Source organism: Phaeocystidibacter luteus, assembly GCF_008933115.1.
In the GTDB taxonomy this organism is placed as follows: Bacteria; Bacteroidota; Bacteroidia; order Flavobacteriales; family Schleiferiaceae; genus Phaeocystidibacter; species Phaeocystidibacter luteus.
Map to the genome: position 1 here is coordinate 136,237 of NZ_WBVO01000003.1, position 15,080 is coordinate 151,316.

The window sequence follows — 15,080 nt, forward strand, 5'->3', positions numbered from 1 at the left end:
TTGAAACAAAGCGTAAGGATTGATGTTGATCATCGTATTAGAGTTGTGGCCAACTTCAAAATATATCCATGAAACACATTTTACTCTCCGTATTTAGTCTGCTTACACTTGCTTCAACCGCTCAGGTTCAGAAAGCAATTGTAGTGGAACATTTCACTAATTCGCGTTGCGGAATTTGCTCGAGCCGAAATCCTGCGTTGTTCACCAACATTGACAATACAGGTGGTGTGATGCACATTGCGTATCACCCTAGCTCACCTTATTCTTCATGCATTTTTAGCCAGCACAACTCTAGCGAAAATGATGCAAGAACGAATCATTACGGCATTTATGGTGGTACACCCCGCATCGTGATAAATGGAGATGTGACCAATAAAAGTTTTGGAGACAACACGCTCTTCACTCAGTATCAAGGGCAGACTTCGGAGTTTGATGTTCGTATGCAGCACACGATTACAGCCGACAGTGTTTTGATTCGCTTGGTAGTTGAGAAGGTGAGCAGTGGAGCTTCATCTTATCAGCTTACAGTTGGATTGGCTGAAGACACCATTAATTATAACGCACCGAATGGCGAGGATCTACACAGGAATGTGTTCCGTGAGTTTGCCGTTCATGACCAGATGGAAACCGCTCCAATGATGAACGACTCCATCGTTTATACTTACAAAATTGAAAGAAGAGGCGCTTGGAACCCAGATGCCATTTACGCCTATGCTTTATTGCAAGAATCGAATGACGACCTCCTTCAAGCTGGACGAAGCATGAAAATGTCGAACAGTGTAGGTCTCGGAGAGATGAGCGCGGATGACTTCCGCGTATATCCGGTACCAGCGAATGACGAGGTGAAGTTCGACAAGTTTGTACACTACCGATTGGTAGATTTAACTGGAAAAGTAATGGCTGAAGGATTCAGTGATAGACTTAATGTATCCTCGATGCCAGAAGGATTGTACCTCTTGAATGTAAACGTTCAAGGGTCAGAGAGAACACTACGTTTGCCCGTAGTGCATTAGTTCGTGAGAATTGAGAGAGAGAGGAAGCTCCCTTGGCGAAAGCTGGGGGAGTTTTTTTATTCCGCCAACTACGAAAAAGGGTTACTCGCCAATCGTTCAATAGCCTCCCACATCGCCACCGCTTCACTGGACGCCCATTCCAATAAGGTCATCAGTCTCCCAGTCTAACCCTCTAACCCTCTGGCCCTCCAACCCTCTATTAGTCTCCCGAATCGGCTGCGCCTCTCGGGATGCCTCCCTTCGGTCGGCACATCAGTCTGCCAGTCTAACCCTCCGGCCATCTAACCCTCGAACCCTCTCCCGAATCGGCTGCGCCTCTCGGGATACCTCCCTTCGGTCGGCACATCAGTCTGCCAGTCTAACCTTCTGGCCCTCTAACCCTCGAACCCTCTCCCGAATCGGCTGCGCCTCTCGGGATACCTCCCTTCGGTCGGCACATCAGTCTGCCAGTCTACCCCTCCGGCCATCCAACCCTCGAACCCTCTACCTGAGGGGGCCCCAACCCCACCCCATGTGGCGAAGTTCAATTCTTTTAGTGACATTCTAACTGATCTCACGTGGACTTCTGGTGGACAACTTGATCCGAATCATGGACAAAAAGGGGACAACTCCTAGAAGTGAATAACTACCCGTATGTAAACGTTTACAATCCGACTAGCAGCTTTGAGATTCGTAGCTTGAGAACGGGGCGGGGCAATCAGCCCCCATTTCTATACTGTCATGGGTCAACTAGCAATATCACAGTCTCCCAGTCTAACCCTCCAACCCTCTAACCCTCTCCCGAATCGGCTGCGCCTCTCGGGATACCTCCCTTCGGTCGGCACATCAGTCCAACCCTCCAAAAAAAAAGCCCAGGCTTTCAACCCAGGCTTCTCATATCGAAAAAGGAGCTTATCCTTAAATAACCATAATCGCATCGCCGTAGCAAAGGAACTTGTAGCCCTCTTTAATAGCGACGTCGTACGCGTGCATGGTGAGCTCGTGACCCGCGAAGGCGGAGGTCATCATGAGTAGTGTAGACTGCGGCGGGTGGAAGTTTGTGATCAAACTATTGGCTACCTGGAAGTCGTATGGAGGGAAGATGAAACGGTTCGTCCAACCTTCGTACGCCTTTAGTTTGCCTTCCGTAGTAACGCTAGATTCCATGGCGCGCATTACAGTTGTGCCAACAGCACAAATACGCTTTTTACCTTCGATGGCCTTGTTTACCTTCTCTACGGTTTCATCGTAAATCCAGTACTGCTCGCTATCCATTTTGTGCTTGCTGAGGTCTTCTACCTCAACCGGACGGAACGTTCCGAGGCCAACGTGGAGAGTGAGTTCTGGGAACTCAATTCCTTTGATTTCGAGGCGCTTCATCAATTGCTTGGAGAAGTGAAGTCCAGCCACTGGAGCTGCAACGGCACCTTCAACACTTGCGAAGATTGATTGATAACGCTCTGCATCAAGTGCGGTAGGCTCGCGGTCGATGTACTTCGGAAGTGGTGTTTCGCCAAGTTCGTTCAACTTGTTGCGGAACTCCTCATAGCTTCCATCGTAAAGGAAGCGAAGTGTTCTACCGCGGCTAGTAGTATTGTCAATTACTTCGGCAACGAGGCTATCGTCCTCTCCGAAGTAGAGCTTATTGCCAATTCTGATTTTACGCGCTGGATCCACCAATACGTCCCACAAGCGTGACTCTGAATTCAACTCTCGAAGCAAGAATACCTCGATGCGTGCACCCGTTTTCTCCTTGTTACCCCAAAGACGGGCAGGAAAAACCTTGGTGTTATTCAAAACCATGGCATCGCCATCGTCGAAATAGTTGATTACTTCATTGAATTTCTTGTGCTCAATTTCACCAGTGTCGCGGTGAACGACCATGAGACGAGTATCGTCGCGGTGAGTGGTTGGTTCCTGAGCGATGAGTTCCTTAGGAAGCTCATAATTGAAGTTGGATAACTTCATTTTCATAGCTTACGGGCTTTGAAAGTGATACAAAATGGGAAGCTGCAAAGGTAAGAATTTTCAGCATGCGAAAATCAGTTTACGAGAAGTGGGTGCAACAAAAAAATCTTGAAGTCCTTTTGAACTTTGTGAACAGCTAATTGGTTTCCAGTATATTGTATCGACGAATTGAAATGCACGGGATTATGATGAGAGTGAATTTGCCGGAAGCGCTACAAAGAATTAGAAAAAAGGCGGTCGATTACCGTGAAGATGATGTCCTTGCAGCGTTCCGATCTATGCTTGAAGAGGATTCTCTAATGGAGATCAATTTAGAAAACGCTCTTCAGTCTCCACCCAATGAAAATCATGCTAAAGTAGACGCCTCTCAGCTCGATGAGAGTCGAGTATTCCATCTCGCACACATTAAAAGGCTCGCCACGGCATACCGTCTTCGTTTTTTAGATGCCCACTTATTTAAAGGCGAAATCCCATCAGAAGCCATTTCTGAATTGAAGAGTATCCAGCGTCGACAACCTGAAGCTCTCAATAACTTTAAGATTATGGCACCGGCTTCCTTGTTCGAGCTGAGTTATCAGGATAAAGATCCAATGTTATTCATGCCACTCGGAAACAATTTGTACTACCTCGTTCATCAGTGGGGTAAGGATATGAATCCACTGCGCAAGCTGATCGTGTATCCGTTCAGAAACGTCGGCACGCTCATCAAATCGATGTTTGTTATCGCATTCCTATTTCAAATGGCAATCCCTACCAACATTATGATGGATGGTTTGGGAGATTCAGAGTTCGCAATGCGCATTTGGATGACGCTTCACGTGTTCATCGCCCTTGCGGGAATCGTGGCCATGTTCGGATATCCTTACGTGAAGAATTTTAACTCTGTGCTTTGGAATAGTAGGTATTCGGACTAGGAAATAATCATCCAGTTTGCCCAGATTGGCTACCTTGGTTGAATGGACAAGCTCTCTCAAACCTTTGTATTCGCTAAGCGAAAATGTAGTCTCGTACTCGGCTGCGTCATTCTTCTCGGATTTAATGCTTTTTCTCAGGTTATCTTATCCGATGAGATTTATTCTGGATTTACACAACAATATCCGGCCTCAGCTGGCTTAAGTGATGCGGGTACGTCAGATATATGTTATACAGCGCTATCCAAAAGTGGCGTTAATTACGTCATGTCTTTGAGGCTTTTTGACAAGGTGACCTTGCAGAAAAAGGATTCACTGTTTATTGCAACCTTTTCAACAGATGCTATAGCGGGCTGGCGAATTGACCAGGTTGATAATCAGTATTTTGCGATAAGTTTTGGGGACAGCAACAGTACAACGCTTCAAATATTTGATCTAGATTTCTCCAATGTGACCTCAAATAAGGTTGTGGATACAGTTTTCAGTACCGGTTTTATGGCTGTCACTAGCTTCGCAACTTTAGGGAATGATCATTTTGTTCATTTAGGTAGAGGCACTGGAGGTGATTCATCACTCGCGGTAGTTTATGATTCAAATTGGCATTTCAATAGATCAAAGTATTATTGGCGGAATGCGCCACTTGAATCAACTTTTCGCTACGGCAATGGACCTTATTTAAGTCCACGAGATCCCACCGAAATTATATTTGGAATTGATGCTAGAGCACTATTCATGGATTTGCAATCTCTTGAAGTTCAGAGTATTTTGAATCCTGTAGCGTTCGATCCACATTCTTCCGCCACTTATTCAGAAGGTTACTCCTTCCGTAGTGATGGTTTTTATTATGGTGGGACAGTCGTCCACGATTCCGATTTTTTCACAACTGGAAATAGTCACGTGTTTCAAACTTTTGTGGCATTTAGAGATTATGAGAGTGATACCGTCCATTTGAAAAGATTTGGAAATATTCGTATCAATGAAAGGTGCTACGCATACCTATACAATGAAACAAGTAATCAGCATATTACCGCCTCTTCCCGCCCTTTTGATAATCCCAATCTAGGTGCAATCGAACAACGAACGGTAGTGATTAGAAAGTCAAATGAATGGGGAGTAGATAGTATTGAATTGTTTGGCAATGATAACCACGTAGTTCTTGATTTACTTAGTGTTGCAGACGATGTTTATGGCGTGGCTCGATATTTTGAACAGAATCAACAGCGATTTGAAGATATCATTTTCAAGTTACCCAGATTCGCTCTTGGAGAATCCGAAGAGGTACGAGCACAGTTCTCTGTTTACCCTAATCCAACGAAAGACTACATTATAATATCGGGAATTGAAGAGCTGACAAATGCTCAAGTAGTTTCCGCTGTTGGCCAATCGATACATCAGAAACTAGAATTTGAAGGAAACAGGATTAATCTAGAATCTTTACCTGAAGGAGTCTATGTGCTTTCATTGACACACTCAGATGGTGAGTACATGACCAAAATTGTCATTGACCGCTAGCTTCCTCCGCCCAAACCCTCTCACAAACCTGTTCTACCGTGTAGGCGCCGTCTACCGAAACGTCTCCAATCGCGGTTCGACGTAGACCTATAAGGTAACCTCCGCTGTTTAGCGCTGCGCCTAAGTCGTGTGCCAATGAGCGTATGTAGGTGCCTTTTCCACAATGGATGTCCAAAATGAGTTCATCGTTCTTGAAACTCAAAATATCAATGGAGTGAATGACAATCGGACGCGCCGGAATGTCTACTTCCTCTCCCTTTCGGGCCATTTCATACAACCGTTTCCCGTCTTTCTTCAAGGCCGAAAATACGGGTGGGACCTGCATAATGTCGCCCGTAAATTGTGGGAGTGTTGCCTCGATTAACTCCCGAGTGATGTGCTTCGTCGGGAAGGTTTCATTTGGCTCCGTTTCCGTATCGTAACTCGGTGTAGTTTCTCCAAGTTTGATTGTAGCGACATACCGCTTCGAGCGCCCCATGAGCTCGGGGATCGTCTTAGTAGCTCGACCTATACAAATGATGAGAAGTCCCGTAGCCTTTGGGTCTAACGTGCCTGCATGTCCAACCTTAAACTTCTTGAGCTTATGCGTTTTTCGAATGGCAAACTTAATCTTGTTCACCGCGTCGAAAGATGTCCAATCGAGGGGTTTGTCTACCGCAAGGACCTTTCCTTCTCGGAGTCCTTCGAGTGACCAATCGTCCATTAAACCATGGTGTAAATGAGGGCGCCAACGCCTACTACGAAGCAGTATATGGCAAAGTAGGTGAGCTTAGCTCGCTTCACAAGGGCAATCATCCATCTACAAGCGAAAAGTCCAACGACAAACGCGGCAATAAAGCCAATGATCAATGGTGTTGCTGAGGTTTCTGGGACCTGCATTTCTCCACTGAAAATGTCCTTCAAGTCGAGGAGCATTTTTCCGAGGATTAGCGGGATAACCATCAAAAAGCTAAAACGAGCAGCTTTGTCTCTATCGATACCGAGAAGTACCGACGTTGAAATTGTCGCACCAGATCTCGAAATGCCTGGAGCAATGGCTACTGCCTGAGCAACGCCGATGATGATTGCTTCGAATCCGGTAACCTTCTTGTGCGTCTTTTTTGCCCTGTCGGCCAGCACAAGGAGTAGGCTGGTGATGATGAGCATCAAGCCAACGAGCGTTAGTTCACCTTCGAAGAAATAATCTATCTGATCCTCAAAGAAGAGTCCGGCAATCGCCGCAGGAATCATAGACAATGCAATGAAGGTGATGAACTTGGTTTCATCATTCCAGGCAAACTTGAAGAGTCCTTTAAACAGGCTAACAATGTCCTTTCGATAAATGACGATGGTGGAAAGTGCCGTAGCTCCGTGGAGGAAAACCATGTAGAGCTTGTTCTCTTCGGGTAGGTTGTCGCCGCCCATGATGAACTCTGCAATCGTAAGGTGACCGCTGGAGCTAACGGGTAGGAACTCGGTTAGGCCCTGGATGATTCCAAGGATGATGGCTTCAATAACACTCATGAACTGAGCTGTGTAGGTTGCTTATTTTTCGGCTGACTCTTCTTCGGTCTTCGAAGGTGTCCACATGATAGCGAAGATTTCTACTACGAAACCTACTACCAAAAGAGCAGGCGCTACGGCGATGCGTGTTTTGCTGAAAATCTCTGGATTGAATACTTCAGGATCTTCCGAACCTCCACCAATCATCAATAGGTAACCTAGGGTGATGATGGCCAATCCAACAAACATCAAGATGTAGTTCATTCTTCCGAACAGAAACGTGGCTGTTTTCATATCCTTAGTTGTATAAATCGTCAGTTTTTAAATTGAGATAGCGGCTTACCGCGAAGATTGTACATCCCCAAACAAGCAGGGTTCCGAACACAATCATTCCGCCACAGATGAGTGCAAGCTCTAGCGGAGAATATACAAGTCCAACCTGCCAAAGCTCAGCCTTGCCGAAGTAGACACCTGCAACCAACATCGCTGATGACAGAACGCCGCCTACAACGCCGAGCTGCAGACTGTTCTTCATAAACGGACGTTGGATAAACGCTTTGGTAGCACCAACCAATTGCATGGTTTTTATGGTGAAACGCTTGGAGTAAATCGATAGTCGGATGCTAGAGTTGATCAAGGCAATCGAAACCAAAATCAACAATATAGAAGCAATGAGAAGTCCGCTGCCAATCTTGCGAACAAAAGCGTTCATCAATTCCACAAAATCGGGATCGTAAACGACGTCGGAAACCACAGGGTTTTCCTTTAGCTCAGCGCTGAAGGCTTCCACATCATTCATGTTCACAAAGTTGGCCTGCATCTTAATTTCGATAGCATCACTCAACGGGTTTGAACCGAGGAAGTCGACGAATTCTTCTCCGAGAAGTTCTTCGAGTTCTTCCGCTGCTTCATCCTTTGTAATGAACTCGGTTGAAACAACTTTTTCAGAAATCTCAAGCTCCTTTTGAAATTGGCGAATGTCAGCTTCTTGCGCGTCGTTTTTGAGCATTACCGTGAAGGCATACTCTTCGAGCATCTTATTTCGCATGCTATCGGCCTTCATGACCAATGTTCCGAAAACGCCCAAAATGAAAAGCACAAGCGTGATGCTTATCACAACCGAGAGGTAAGAAGATCTGAGTCTTCTCTTGTGAAATTTTTCTTCTGATTTCGCCATAGCTGCGGCTAAGGTAAGGAATGACTATCTATGCTGTCATGTAACGAAAAGTTAATTTCCACAGTACACTTCAACACACTTGTTTCAAACAGTACCTCCTTTTACCTGTTAAGGAGTACATAGGTCGGATGACTGTTTAGAATCGTTCTTACTAGGCGTCTATTTCGTACCTTTGCACTACCTTTTTTTAAGCAAATTGATGAAGTACGATAAGTCTCAGATATACAGCAGTTTGAAGCATGTTCAGGCCACCGAAGGCGATCAGAATTTGATCGATGCCGGACACGTGCGTAACATTCAAGTTTTTGGCGATGAAGTGGAAGTTGATGTGATCAGCATGAACCCAACTCTTCAAGCTAAGAAGAAATTAGAGGTGAACATCCTCAAAGCAGTTCACGAACACGCTTACCCTAAAGCGAAAATCAAAGTAAATGTAATCGTTCCCGAAGAGGCAAAGCAGAAAGCGGCCGCTCAACAGCAAATTCGCGGCGAGGAGCTTCCTGGCGTGAAGAATATCATTGCCGTTGCTTCTGGTAAAGGAGGTGTTGGGAAGAGCACACTTACCGCCAACTTAGCGGTATCGTTAGCCAAAATGGGATTCAAAGTAGGTTTGGTAGATGCCGATATCTACGGTCCCTCCATGCCGATTATGTTCGATGTTGTGAACGAACGCCCTTCGAGCATTGAAGTGAATGGCAAGAAGTTGATGGATCCAGTAGAAGCTCACGGGGTGAAAATGCTTTCGATCGGATTCTTTGCCGGTACCGACCAAGCCGTAGTTTGGCGAGGTCCAATGGCCACCAAGGCATTAAACCAAATGATTCGCGATTCACATTGGGGCGATCTCGACTTCATGCTAATCGACCTGCCTCCTGGAACAGGTGATATCCACCTAAGTCTAGTACAGGCCGTTCCAGTGACCGGCGCTGTAATCGTCAGCACACCACAGGCAATTGCCCTTTCGGATGCGCGCAAAGGCGTAGCGATGTTCGGCATGGATTCTATCAATGTTCCAGTACTAGGAATCGTTGAAAACATGTCCTACTTCAGTCCGGAGGAGCTTCCTGATAACAAATACTATATCTTCGGTAAGTCGGGTGCGAAGAACCTGACCGAAGAACTAAAAGTGCCTTTCCTCGGCGAAGTGCCACTCGTGCAGAGTGTTCGTGAGGCGGGTGACGTAGGTAGACCAGCCGTGATGCAGGAGAATACTCCAATCGCCGAAACCTTGAAGAAGGTGGCTCAAAACATGGTGGAATCGCTCGTGGAGAGAAACGAGAATCTTCCTCCAACTGAAGCTGTTCGCATCACAACTATGGCCGGTTGCTCACCTAAAAAAGAGAAGACAGTATGAGTGCAAGAACACAAACTGTAGATAAAATTCTTAATGCCCTCGAAGAAATTCGTCCGTTCCTCAAGTCAGATGGAGGCGATATTACCTTCGTGGAGCTCACCGACGATAATATTGTTCGTGTTCAGCTTCACGGCGCATGCACGGGTTGTTCAGTTAACCAAATGACCTTGAAGTCTGGTGTTGAAATGACCATCAAGAAGCACGTTCCGGAAATCGTTCGCGTAGAACAAGCGGTCGAAGCATAAGGAGTAGACCTCATGAGTCAGCACGAAGTTTCTAAAGTCACCATTCTATTTTCAGGGGATTCGGGCGACGGTATTCAACTTACCGGATCTGAGTTTTCCCATACCGCTGCGCTTTATGGCAACGACCTCAGTACGTTTCCAGATTTCCCGGCGGAGATCCGTGCCCCGCAAGGTACAGTTGCCGGTGTATCAGGATTCAAACTGAATTTTGGAAGTGAGGCGATTTATACTCCAGGAGGCAGTGTAGATGTCTTAGTGGTGATGAACGCAGCTGCACTCAAAAAGAACTTGTCCGATCTCAAGGAAGACGGATTTATCATTGCGAATTCTGCAGGTTTCGATAAGCGCAATCTGAAATTGGCTGGATATCCGGACGACTCCGATGTGCTTTCTGAACTTAGGGAATCGCATCGGGTGCTCGACCTCGATGTAACTAAGTTGACGCGCGAAGCACTCAAAGATTCAAGCTTAGGAACAAAAGACCGCGATCGTTCTAAGAACATGTTTGTCCTTGGTTTCCTCTATTGGATTTACGGAAGATCGCTCGATAGAACCACCCAGTTCCTCGAAACCAAGTTTGCCAAGAAACCTGAAATCGCAAGCGCGAATATTACCGTGCTCAAGGCCGGTTATCATTATGGTGAAACGATTGAAGCTTCTCTTCCACGTTACATCGTGAAACCAGCAAAGCTCGAAGCAGGCACGTATAGAAACATCTCAGGCAACCAGGGATTGGCCATCGGATTAATAGCCGCGGCTGAGAAATCAAACCTGCCTCTTTTCTACGGATCATATCCAATTACTCCGGCAAGTGATATTCTGCACGAGTTATCACGACACAAGAACTTCGGAGTAAAAACTTTCCAGGCAGAAGATGAAATCGCTGCCGTCACCAGCGCCATTGGTGCGAGTTTTGGCGGGAATCTCGGCGTTACTGCTTCATCTGGCCCGGGTATCGCATTGAAAACGGAAGCAATTGGACTCGCCATTATGCTCGAGCTTCCACTTGTGATTGTCAATGTGCAGCGAGGTGGACCATCAACAGGTCTTCCTACTAAAACAGAGCAGGCAGATTTGCTTCAAGCGGTTTACGGTAGAAACGGAGAGGCTCCCATGCCCGTCATCGCGGCCCATAGTCCATCCGATACATTTAGTACGGCCATTGAAGCATGCAAGATTGCTATTGAGCACATGACACCGGTAATGGTGCTAAGTGATGGATACATTGCGAATGGTTCGGAACCTTGGAAGTTTCCAAATGCCAAAGACTTGCCGACCATCAATCCTCCAAAAGCGAAACTCGACGGTGGCGAATATCTTCCGTACCAGCGCGACGAAAAGCTCGTTCGAAGTTGGGCCGTTCCCGGCGAGGCTGGTGGAGAGCACCGCGTAGGTGGACTCGAGAAAGAAGAAAATACAGGAAACGTATCCTACGATCCTGAAAACCACGAGAGGATGGTGAAAATCCGCGCTGAGAAAGTGCAGAGGATTGCCAACTCTTTTACGCCGCTAGAAATGGAGGAAGGTGAGACTTCCGGCGATATCCTCGTTTTGGGCTGGGGTTCAACCTTCGGCGCGATAAAAGTGGCCGTACGTGAACTTCGCGGCGATGGAGTACATGTTAGTCACCTCCACTTACGACATGTTTCGCCTTTCCCAAATGACCTTGAAGAGCTGTTGAAGAGCTTTAAACGTGTGTTGATTCCGGAGATTAACAACGGCCAACTCGTAAAGCTTATCCGTGATCAGTATTTGATTGATGCGAAGTCGCTCTGCAAGATTCAAGGTTTGCCTTTCCGCTCTTCAGAAATTAAAGCGGCGGTAATGGAAGAAGTTAGAATACTCACCCAAATGCAAGAATCATGAGCGAGGAGAACATCACCTTGACGCCCAAAGATTTTGCAACGGACCAGGATGTACGCTGGTGTCCGGGGTGTGGCGACTATTCCATATTGAAACAAGTTCAGACCATCATGCCTGAGCTCGATGTGCCGAAAGAAGACATCGTTTTCATTTCGGGTATCGGCTGTTCGTCTCGCTTCCCATATTACATGAATACCTATGGAATGCACAGTATTCATGGTCGAGCTACGAGCGTAGCTTCTGGCTTGAAGCTGGCAAATCCCAATACGAGTGTTTGGGTGGTGACAGGCGATGGCGACGGACTGTCCATTGGGGGGAATCATCTTATTCACTTATTGAGGAGGAACCTCGATGTGAATATTCTTCTCTTTAACAATGAGATTTACGGTCTCACAAAAGGCCAATACTCTCCAACATCTCCGGTTGGACAAGTCACGAAGTCTAGTCCGATGGGGGCTATCGACCATCCATTCAATCCACTTGCCTTAGCCCTGGGGGCTGATGCTACTTTTATTGCCAGAACGGCTGATCGAGACCCGTTGCATCAGCGCGAGATGTTGTTGCGTTCCCACAAGCACAAAGGCTCTAGTTTCTTGGAGATTTACCAGAATTGCAACGTGTTTAACGACGGTGCCTTTGAGGTAATGACGGATAAGAAGGGCCGACCATTTACTACGCTTTATCTCGAGCATGGCAAACCTCTCGTTTTTGCAAATGGAGAGAAGGGAATTATCCTCGATGGGTTAAAGCCGAAAGTGGTGAATCTGGGAGCTGATTACAGCGAATCGGATTTGTGGATTCACGACGAACACGATCAAACCAAAGCGTATATCTTGACTAGGATGTTCGAAGATCCTCAAGACGGATTGCCTAGACCATTCGGGGTGTTGTATTCGGAGGAACGTCCACTTTATGAAGACTTGCTCGAAGGTCAGTTGGTTTCAGCCAAGGCCATCAAAGGGGAGGGAAACCTGGATGCATTGATTGCAGGTTCGAATACGTGGGACGTGAAATAATTACTCGGCTGGTTCGTAGCCAGCGAGATTTAACGTGTCCAAATCAACTTCAGTGATTGTTGTGCTAACGAAGCCCTTGCTGATTTGCACAATGCGCTGTGACTCTGTCCCGTCTTCCTCTTCGCGAACCTGAAGCTCTATTCTATCCGTTGCTCTTCCCACTTTGAAATAGAGAACTCGATCGGTGTGGTATCCATCGTATTCGGATAGTGGATTGTACTGCTTCATGAGGAGTACAAATCCGGTTCCGATCACAACGGTAATGAGGACAATGAGAAGCTGTGTGCGAGGTTTCATGAACACAATTTTTACAAAGGTAAGGGTAGAAATACAACCCTTCGGGCTTTACGAGGTTCATTTACGAGGTGACCAAGAAATAGGCTAGTAGGAAACCCACATTTACGTATACGAGCAGAGATACTAGGGCCGCAAAGAAATATGCAATCCATCTGTACCATGGCGTGCTTCCCATGGTAGAGGCCATCATGTACATGAGATAGCCAATCAAGATGAACAATTGAATCTGATTGTAACGAACATCGAAAGTATAGTTGAACAGCATGACGAATGTTCCATAGAAGATATAGAAGCCTGTTGTGTAGAAGGCCATGCTCAGGAATTCGGCGAAGTTGTAACGTTTCCAGAAGAAAAGCTTCATACCGCCTCCGATGGCGAAGACGAGCACAAGTAGGAAATTGTCGATGTGACTCACCATGTAATAGGCGGCGAGTTTTGAGTTCTTCTGAATACTGTCAGGGTTACCTTCTGGCACATCTACAATTTGTCCCTTCAGTGGGTCATATTCGAGCAGTGCTCTTAGTATGATATAGATTGCGGTCAGTACAATGAAGAAGGGAACAGGCTTGTAATACAGTTGCCGCCTTCCTTCAATAAAGGCCTTCATGACGGTGCCCGGCTGAGTGAACAAGTGTTTGATTGTGCGAAGCAGAGGGCCATCTAGAGAAAGGTATGCTCCTAGGAATTGAAGGAAAGTATCTTTTACCGTAACTCTTTTCGCGCCAGCTCTTTGACCGCAGTTTGAACAAAAGTTTCCGGTGACAGGCTGACCGCAATTCAGACAGTTCATGGCAGGGGTAGGTTGGGTTGGATGGATTTACAAATTATGAATTTTGAGAATAGGATTCGGCGTCGGGAAAATTGATAGCTTTAGCCAACGATTAAAAACTTCATCCATTGAACCGCCTTAAAATCCTTTACAGAGATCCACGTAGAAAGCAGCCGACAAAAGTGCTTTTGAAAATGATCTTCCTTCACGTTTTGGCCATCATCCCAATTTTGATCTTGGAGCAATCCGAATGGGTGAAAGACAATATGTTCGACCCGAGCGAAAGTGGAATGCTAGATGCCGTCAGAGAAATTCCGGTAGGGTATTTTGTGCTCTATGCGAGTATCGTTGCACCACTTATGGAGGAAGCAGTTTTTAGAGCTTGGATGGGCTTGCATGCTGCGGCGATAGTCCTCTTTACAACCGGGGCAACGGTTTATGGAGGATTGGTAATCTCCCCTTCATTTGCCCTAGGTGCTGGTGTAGTGGTTCTGATTCTCACGCTGATATTTCTTCCGCACATAAAGCGGAATATGGACATACGATTCCAGCGCTGGTTCTATGGAAGCGCTATTCTCTTCGGAGCAATTCACCTCGGAAACTTCGGTCTGGCGGCTGGTGCGCTTTTGTTCATTTTACCACAGGTAATTTTGGGATTGACCATCGGGCTCGTTCGAGTGCAAAGAGGCTTTTGGTTTGGCGTCCTCTTTCACGCGTTGTGGAATGGAACGATTAGTATGTTGCTCCTAGTTCCCTATTTCGATTCAGAGGAAAAGGTCGAAGAGGGCGATGCGTTTTATGCAACATGGGAAACCAGCGATGCCTTCAGCTTTGGAAGTTCTTCGTATTTAAGTTCAGATTCTGTCAACTTTGAGAACGTACTTATTGAAGAGTGCTTGAAGGCTATTCACAGATCTTTGGACAGTGAAGTCATCGTTGAATTAAATGGATTTTCCGGCGTTCGAATAAACCTGATGATTGAAGGCGATGTGCAAGCGGGCCTCGAGAGGCTGTCGGAAGTTTGGAGTGACAAATACAATGTGAAAGTGAATGCTTCGGAAGGGGAAGAGGATGTCTACATACTCTCCAATATAGAAGATTGCGAAGCAGAGGAAATCCCAGGGGAATCGAGGGATGTACTCCAGCTCTTGGCAAGGTATAAGAATGATGCTTTCGGAAATAGTATAGCGCGCAGAATGGAATCGCTTTATGAAGTGAAGGTTCGATTCGAAGGGGATGATGCGTTTTACACGCCGGTTATTTACCCGTCAGAGGGCCTCGATTCCGCTTTACATGCTGCGGAATACTACAGCTGTTTGTCTACCAAAGTGGTGAAGGAAGAGGTGAAGAGGATTGTGGTGGAGGCGGGGGAGTTTTAAGTTCCGCCTAAGGCGGATAGGACTCGCTTTGCTCGTAAGTTTCGCTTCGCGAAAAATACCGAGTACCTCGGTAAGAAGCCTTCGGCTAAGGCTCGCTAGGCTCGCAAGTTTCGCT

At 46.4% G+C, this 15,080-nt stretch carries 15 protein-coding genes; 8 read left to right on the plus strand and 7 right to left on the minus strand.

Annotated features, from left to right (window positions below):
- Positions 1–68: 68 nt before the first annotated feature.
- Complete coding sequence (locus F8C67_RS05995; protein ID WP_151666912.1) at positions 69–1,013, plus strand: T9SS type A sorting domain-containing protein; 945 nt, start codon at positions 69–71, stop codon at positions 1,011–1,013.
- An 897-nt stretch (positions 1,014–1,910) separates the two neighbouring features.
- Here F8C67_RS05995 and queA read toward each other — a convergent pair.
- Positions 1,911–2,960 carry a tRNA preQ1(34) S-adenosylmethionine ribosyltransferase-isomerase QueA gene (queA, locus tag F8C67_RS06000; protein WP_151667013.1) on the minus strand — a complete coding sequence of 350 codons (1,050 nt, stop codon included), beginning with the start codon at positions 2,958–2,960 and terminating at the stop codon, positions 1,911–1,913.
- A 185-nt stretch (positions 2,961–3,145) separates the two neighbouring features.
- Between queA and F8C67_RS06005 the strand changes: the two genes are divergently transcribed.
- Both F8C67_RS06005 and F8C67_RS06010 read left to right on the plus strand, forming a co-directional pair.
- Positions 3,146–3,874: a hypothetical protein gene (locus tag F8C67_RS06005; RefSeq protein ID WP_151666913.1), complete on the plus strand. Its 729-nt coding sequence runs from the start codon at positions 3,146–3,148 to the stop codon at positions 3,872–3,874.
- Positions 3,875–3,916: 42 nt separating this feature from the next.
- Positions 3,917–5,383, plus strand: a complete 1,467-nt coding sequence (locus F8C67_RS06010; RefSeq protein ID WP_151666914.1) for a T9SS type A sorting domain-containing protein — start codon at positions 3,917–3,919, stop codon at positions 5,381–5,383.
- On the opposite strand, the gene truB is transcribed toward F8C67_RS06010, so the two are convergent.
- Genes truB through F8C67_RS06030 form a run of 4 tightly spaced genes read right to left on the minus strand, consistent with a single transcriptional unit; the run spans position 5,370 to position 8,042 of the window.
- Complete coding sequence (truB, locus tag F8C67_RS06015; RefSeq protein WP_151666915.1) at positions 5,370–6,086, minus strand: tRNA pseudouridine(55) synthase TruB; 717 nt, start codon at positions 6,084–6,086, stop codon at positions 5,370–5,372. The genes F8C67_RS06010 and truB overlap by 14 nt on opposite strands.
- On the minus strand, positions 6,086–6,886 hold the full coding sequence (gene uppP, locus F8C67_RS06020; RefSeq protein WP_151666916.1) for an undecaprenyl-diphosphatase UppP: 801 nt from the start codon (positions 6,884–6,886) through the stop codon (positions 6,086–6,088). Before uppP ends, truB begins: the two co-directional genes overlap by 1 nt.
- Before the next feature lie 21 nt (positions 6,887–6,907).
- The gene (locus F8C67_RS06025; RefSeq protein ID WP_151666917.1) at positions 6,908–7,159 is read right to left on the minus strand and encodes a DUF3098 domain-containing protein; all 252 of its coding nucleotides are present in this window, start codon (positions 7,157–7,159) and stop codon (positions 6,908–6,910) included.
- Between the two features lie 4 nt (positions 7,160–7,163).
- Entirely contained in the window at positions 7,164–8,042 is an 879-nt protein-coding gene (locus F8C67_RS06030) for a cell division protein FtsX (protein ID WP_151666918.1), read from the minus strand.
- Between the two features lie 199 nt (positions 8,043–8,241).
- On the opposite strand from F8C67_RS06030, the gene F8C67_RS06035 reads away from it, so the two are divergent.
- The 4 genes from F8C67_RS06035 to F8C67_RS06050 are packed head-to-tail and all read left to right on the plus strand — an operon-like array spanning position 8,242 to position 12,520.
- Positions 8,242–9,396, plus strand: a complete 1,155-nt coding sequence (locus F8C67_RS06035) for an Mrp/NBP35 family ATP-binding protein (RefSeq protein ID WP_151666919.1) — start codon at positions 8,242–8,244, stop codon at positions 9,394–9,396.
- Positions 9,393–9,641 carry a NifU family protein gene (locus F8C67_RS06040; protein WP_151666920.1) on the plus strand — a complete coding sequence of 83 codons (249 nt, stop codon included), beginning with the start codon at positions 9,393–9,395 and terminating at the stop codon, positions 9,639–9,641. The genes F8C67_RS06035 and F8C67_RS06040 overlap by 4 nt, the downstream gene beginning before the upstream one ends.
- 12 nt (positions 9,642–9,653) lie before the next feature.
- Positions 9,654–11,507 (plus strand): 2-oxoacid:acceptor oxidoreductase subunit alpha, encoded by a 1,854-nt coding sequence (locus tag F8C67_RS06045; protein ID WP_151666921.1) that lies wholly within the window; start codon positions 9,654–9,656, stop codon positions 11,505–11,507.
- Entirely contained in the window at positions 11,504–12,520 is a 1,017-nt protein-coding gene (locus F8C67_RS06050) for a 2-oxoacid:ferredoxin oxidoreductase subunit beta (RefSeq protein WP_151666922.1), read from the plus strand. Before F8C67_RS06045 ends, F8C67_RS06050 begins: the two co-directional genes overlap by 4 nt.
- Here F8C67_RS06050 and F8C67_RS06055 read toward each other — a convergent pair whose 3' ends face one another.
- Both F8C67_RS06055 and F8C67_RS06060 read right to left on the minus strand, forming a co-directional pair.
- The gene (locus F8C67_RS06055) at positions 12,521–12,817 is read right to left on the minus strand and encodes a hypothetical protein (RefSeq protein WP_151666923.1); all 297 of its coding nucleotides are present in this window, start codon (positions 12,815–12,817) and stop codon (positions 12,521–12,523) included.
- Between the two features lie 61 nt (positions 12,818–12,878).
- Positions 12,879–13,607, minus strand: a complete 729-nt coding sequence (locus F8C67_RS06060) for a DUF3667 domain-containing protein (protein ID WP_151666924.1) — start codon at positions 13,605–13,607, stop codon at positions 12,879–12,881.
- Between the two features lie 107 nt (positions 13,608–13,714).
- Here F8C67_RS06060 and F8C67_RS06065 point away from each other — a divergent pair, with 107 nt between their 5' ends.
- Complete coding sequence (locus tag F8C67_RS06065; RefSeq protein ID WP_151666925.1) at positions 13,715–14,965, plus strand: CPBP family intramembrane glutamic endopeptidase; 1,251 nt, start codon at positions 13,715–13,717, stop codon at positions 14,963–14,965.
- Positions 14,966–15,080 lie beyond the last annotated feature (115 nt).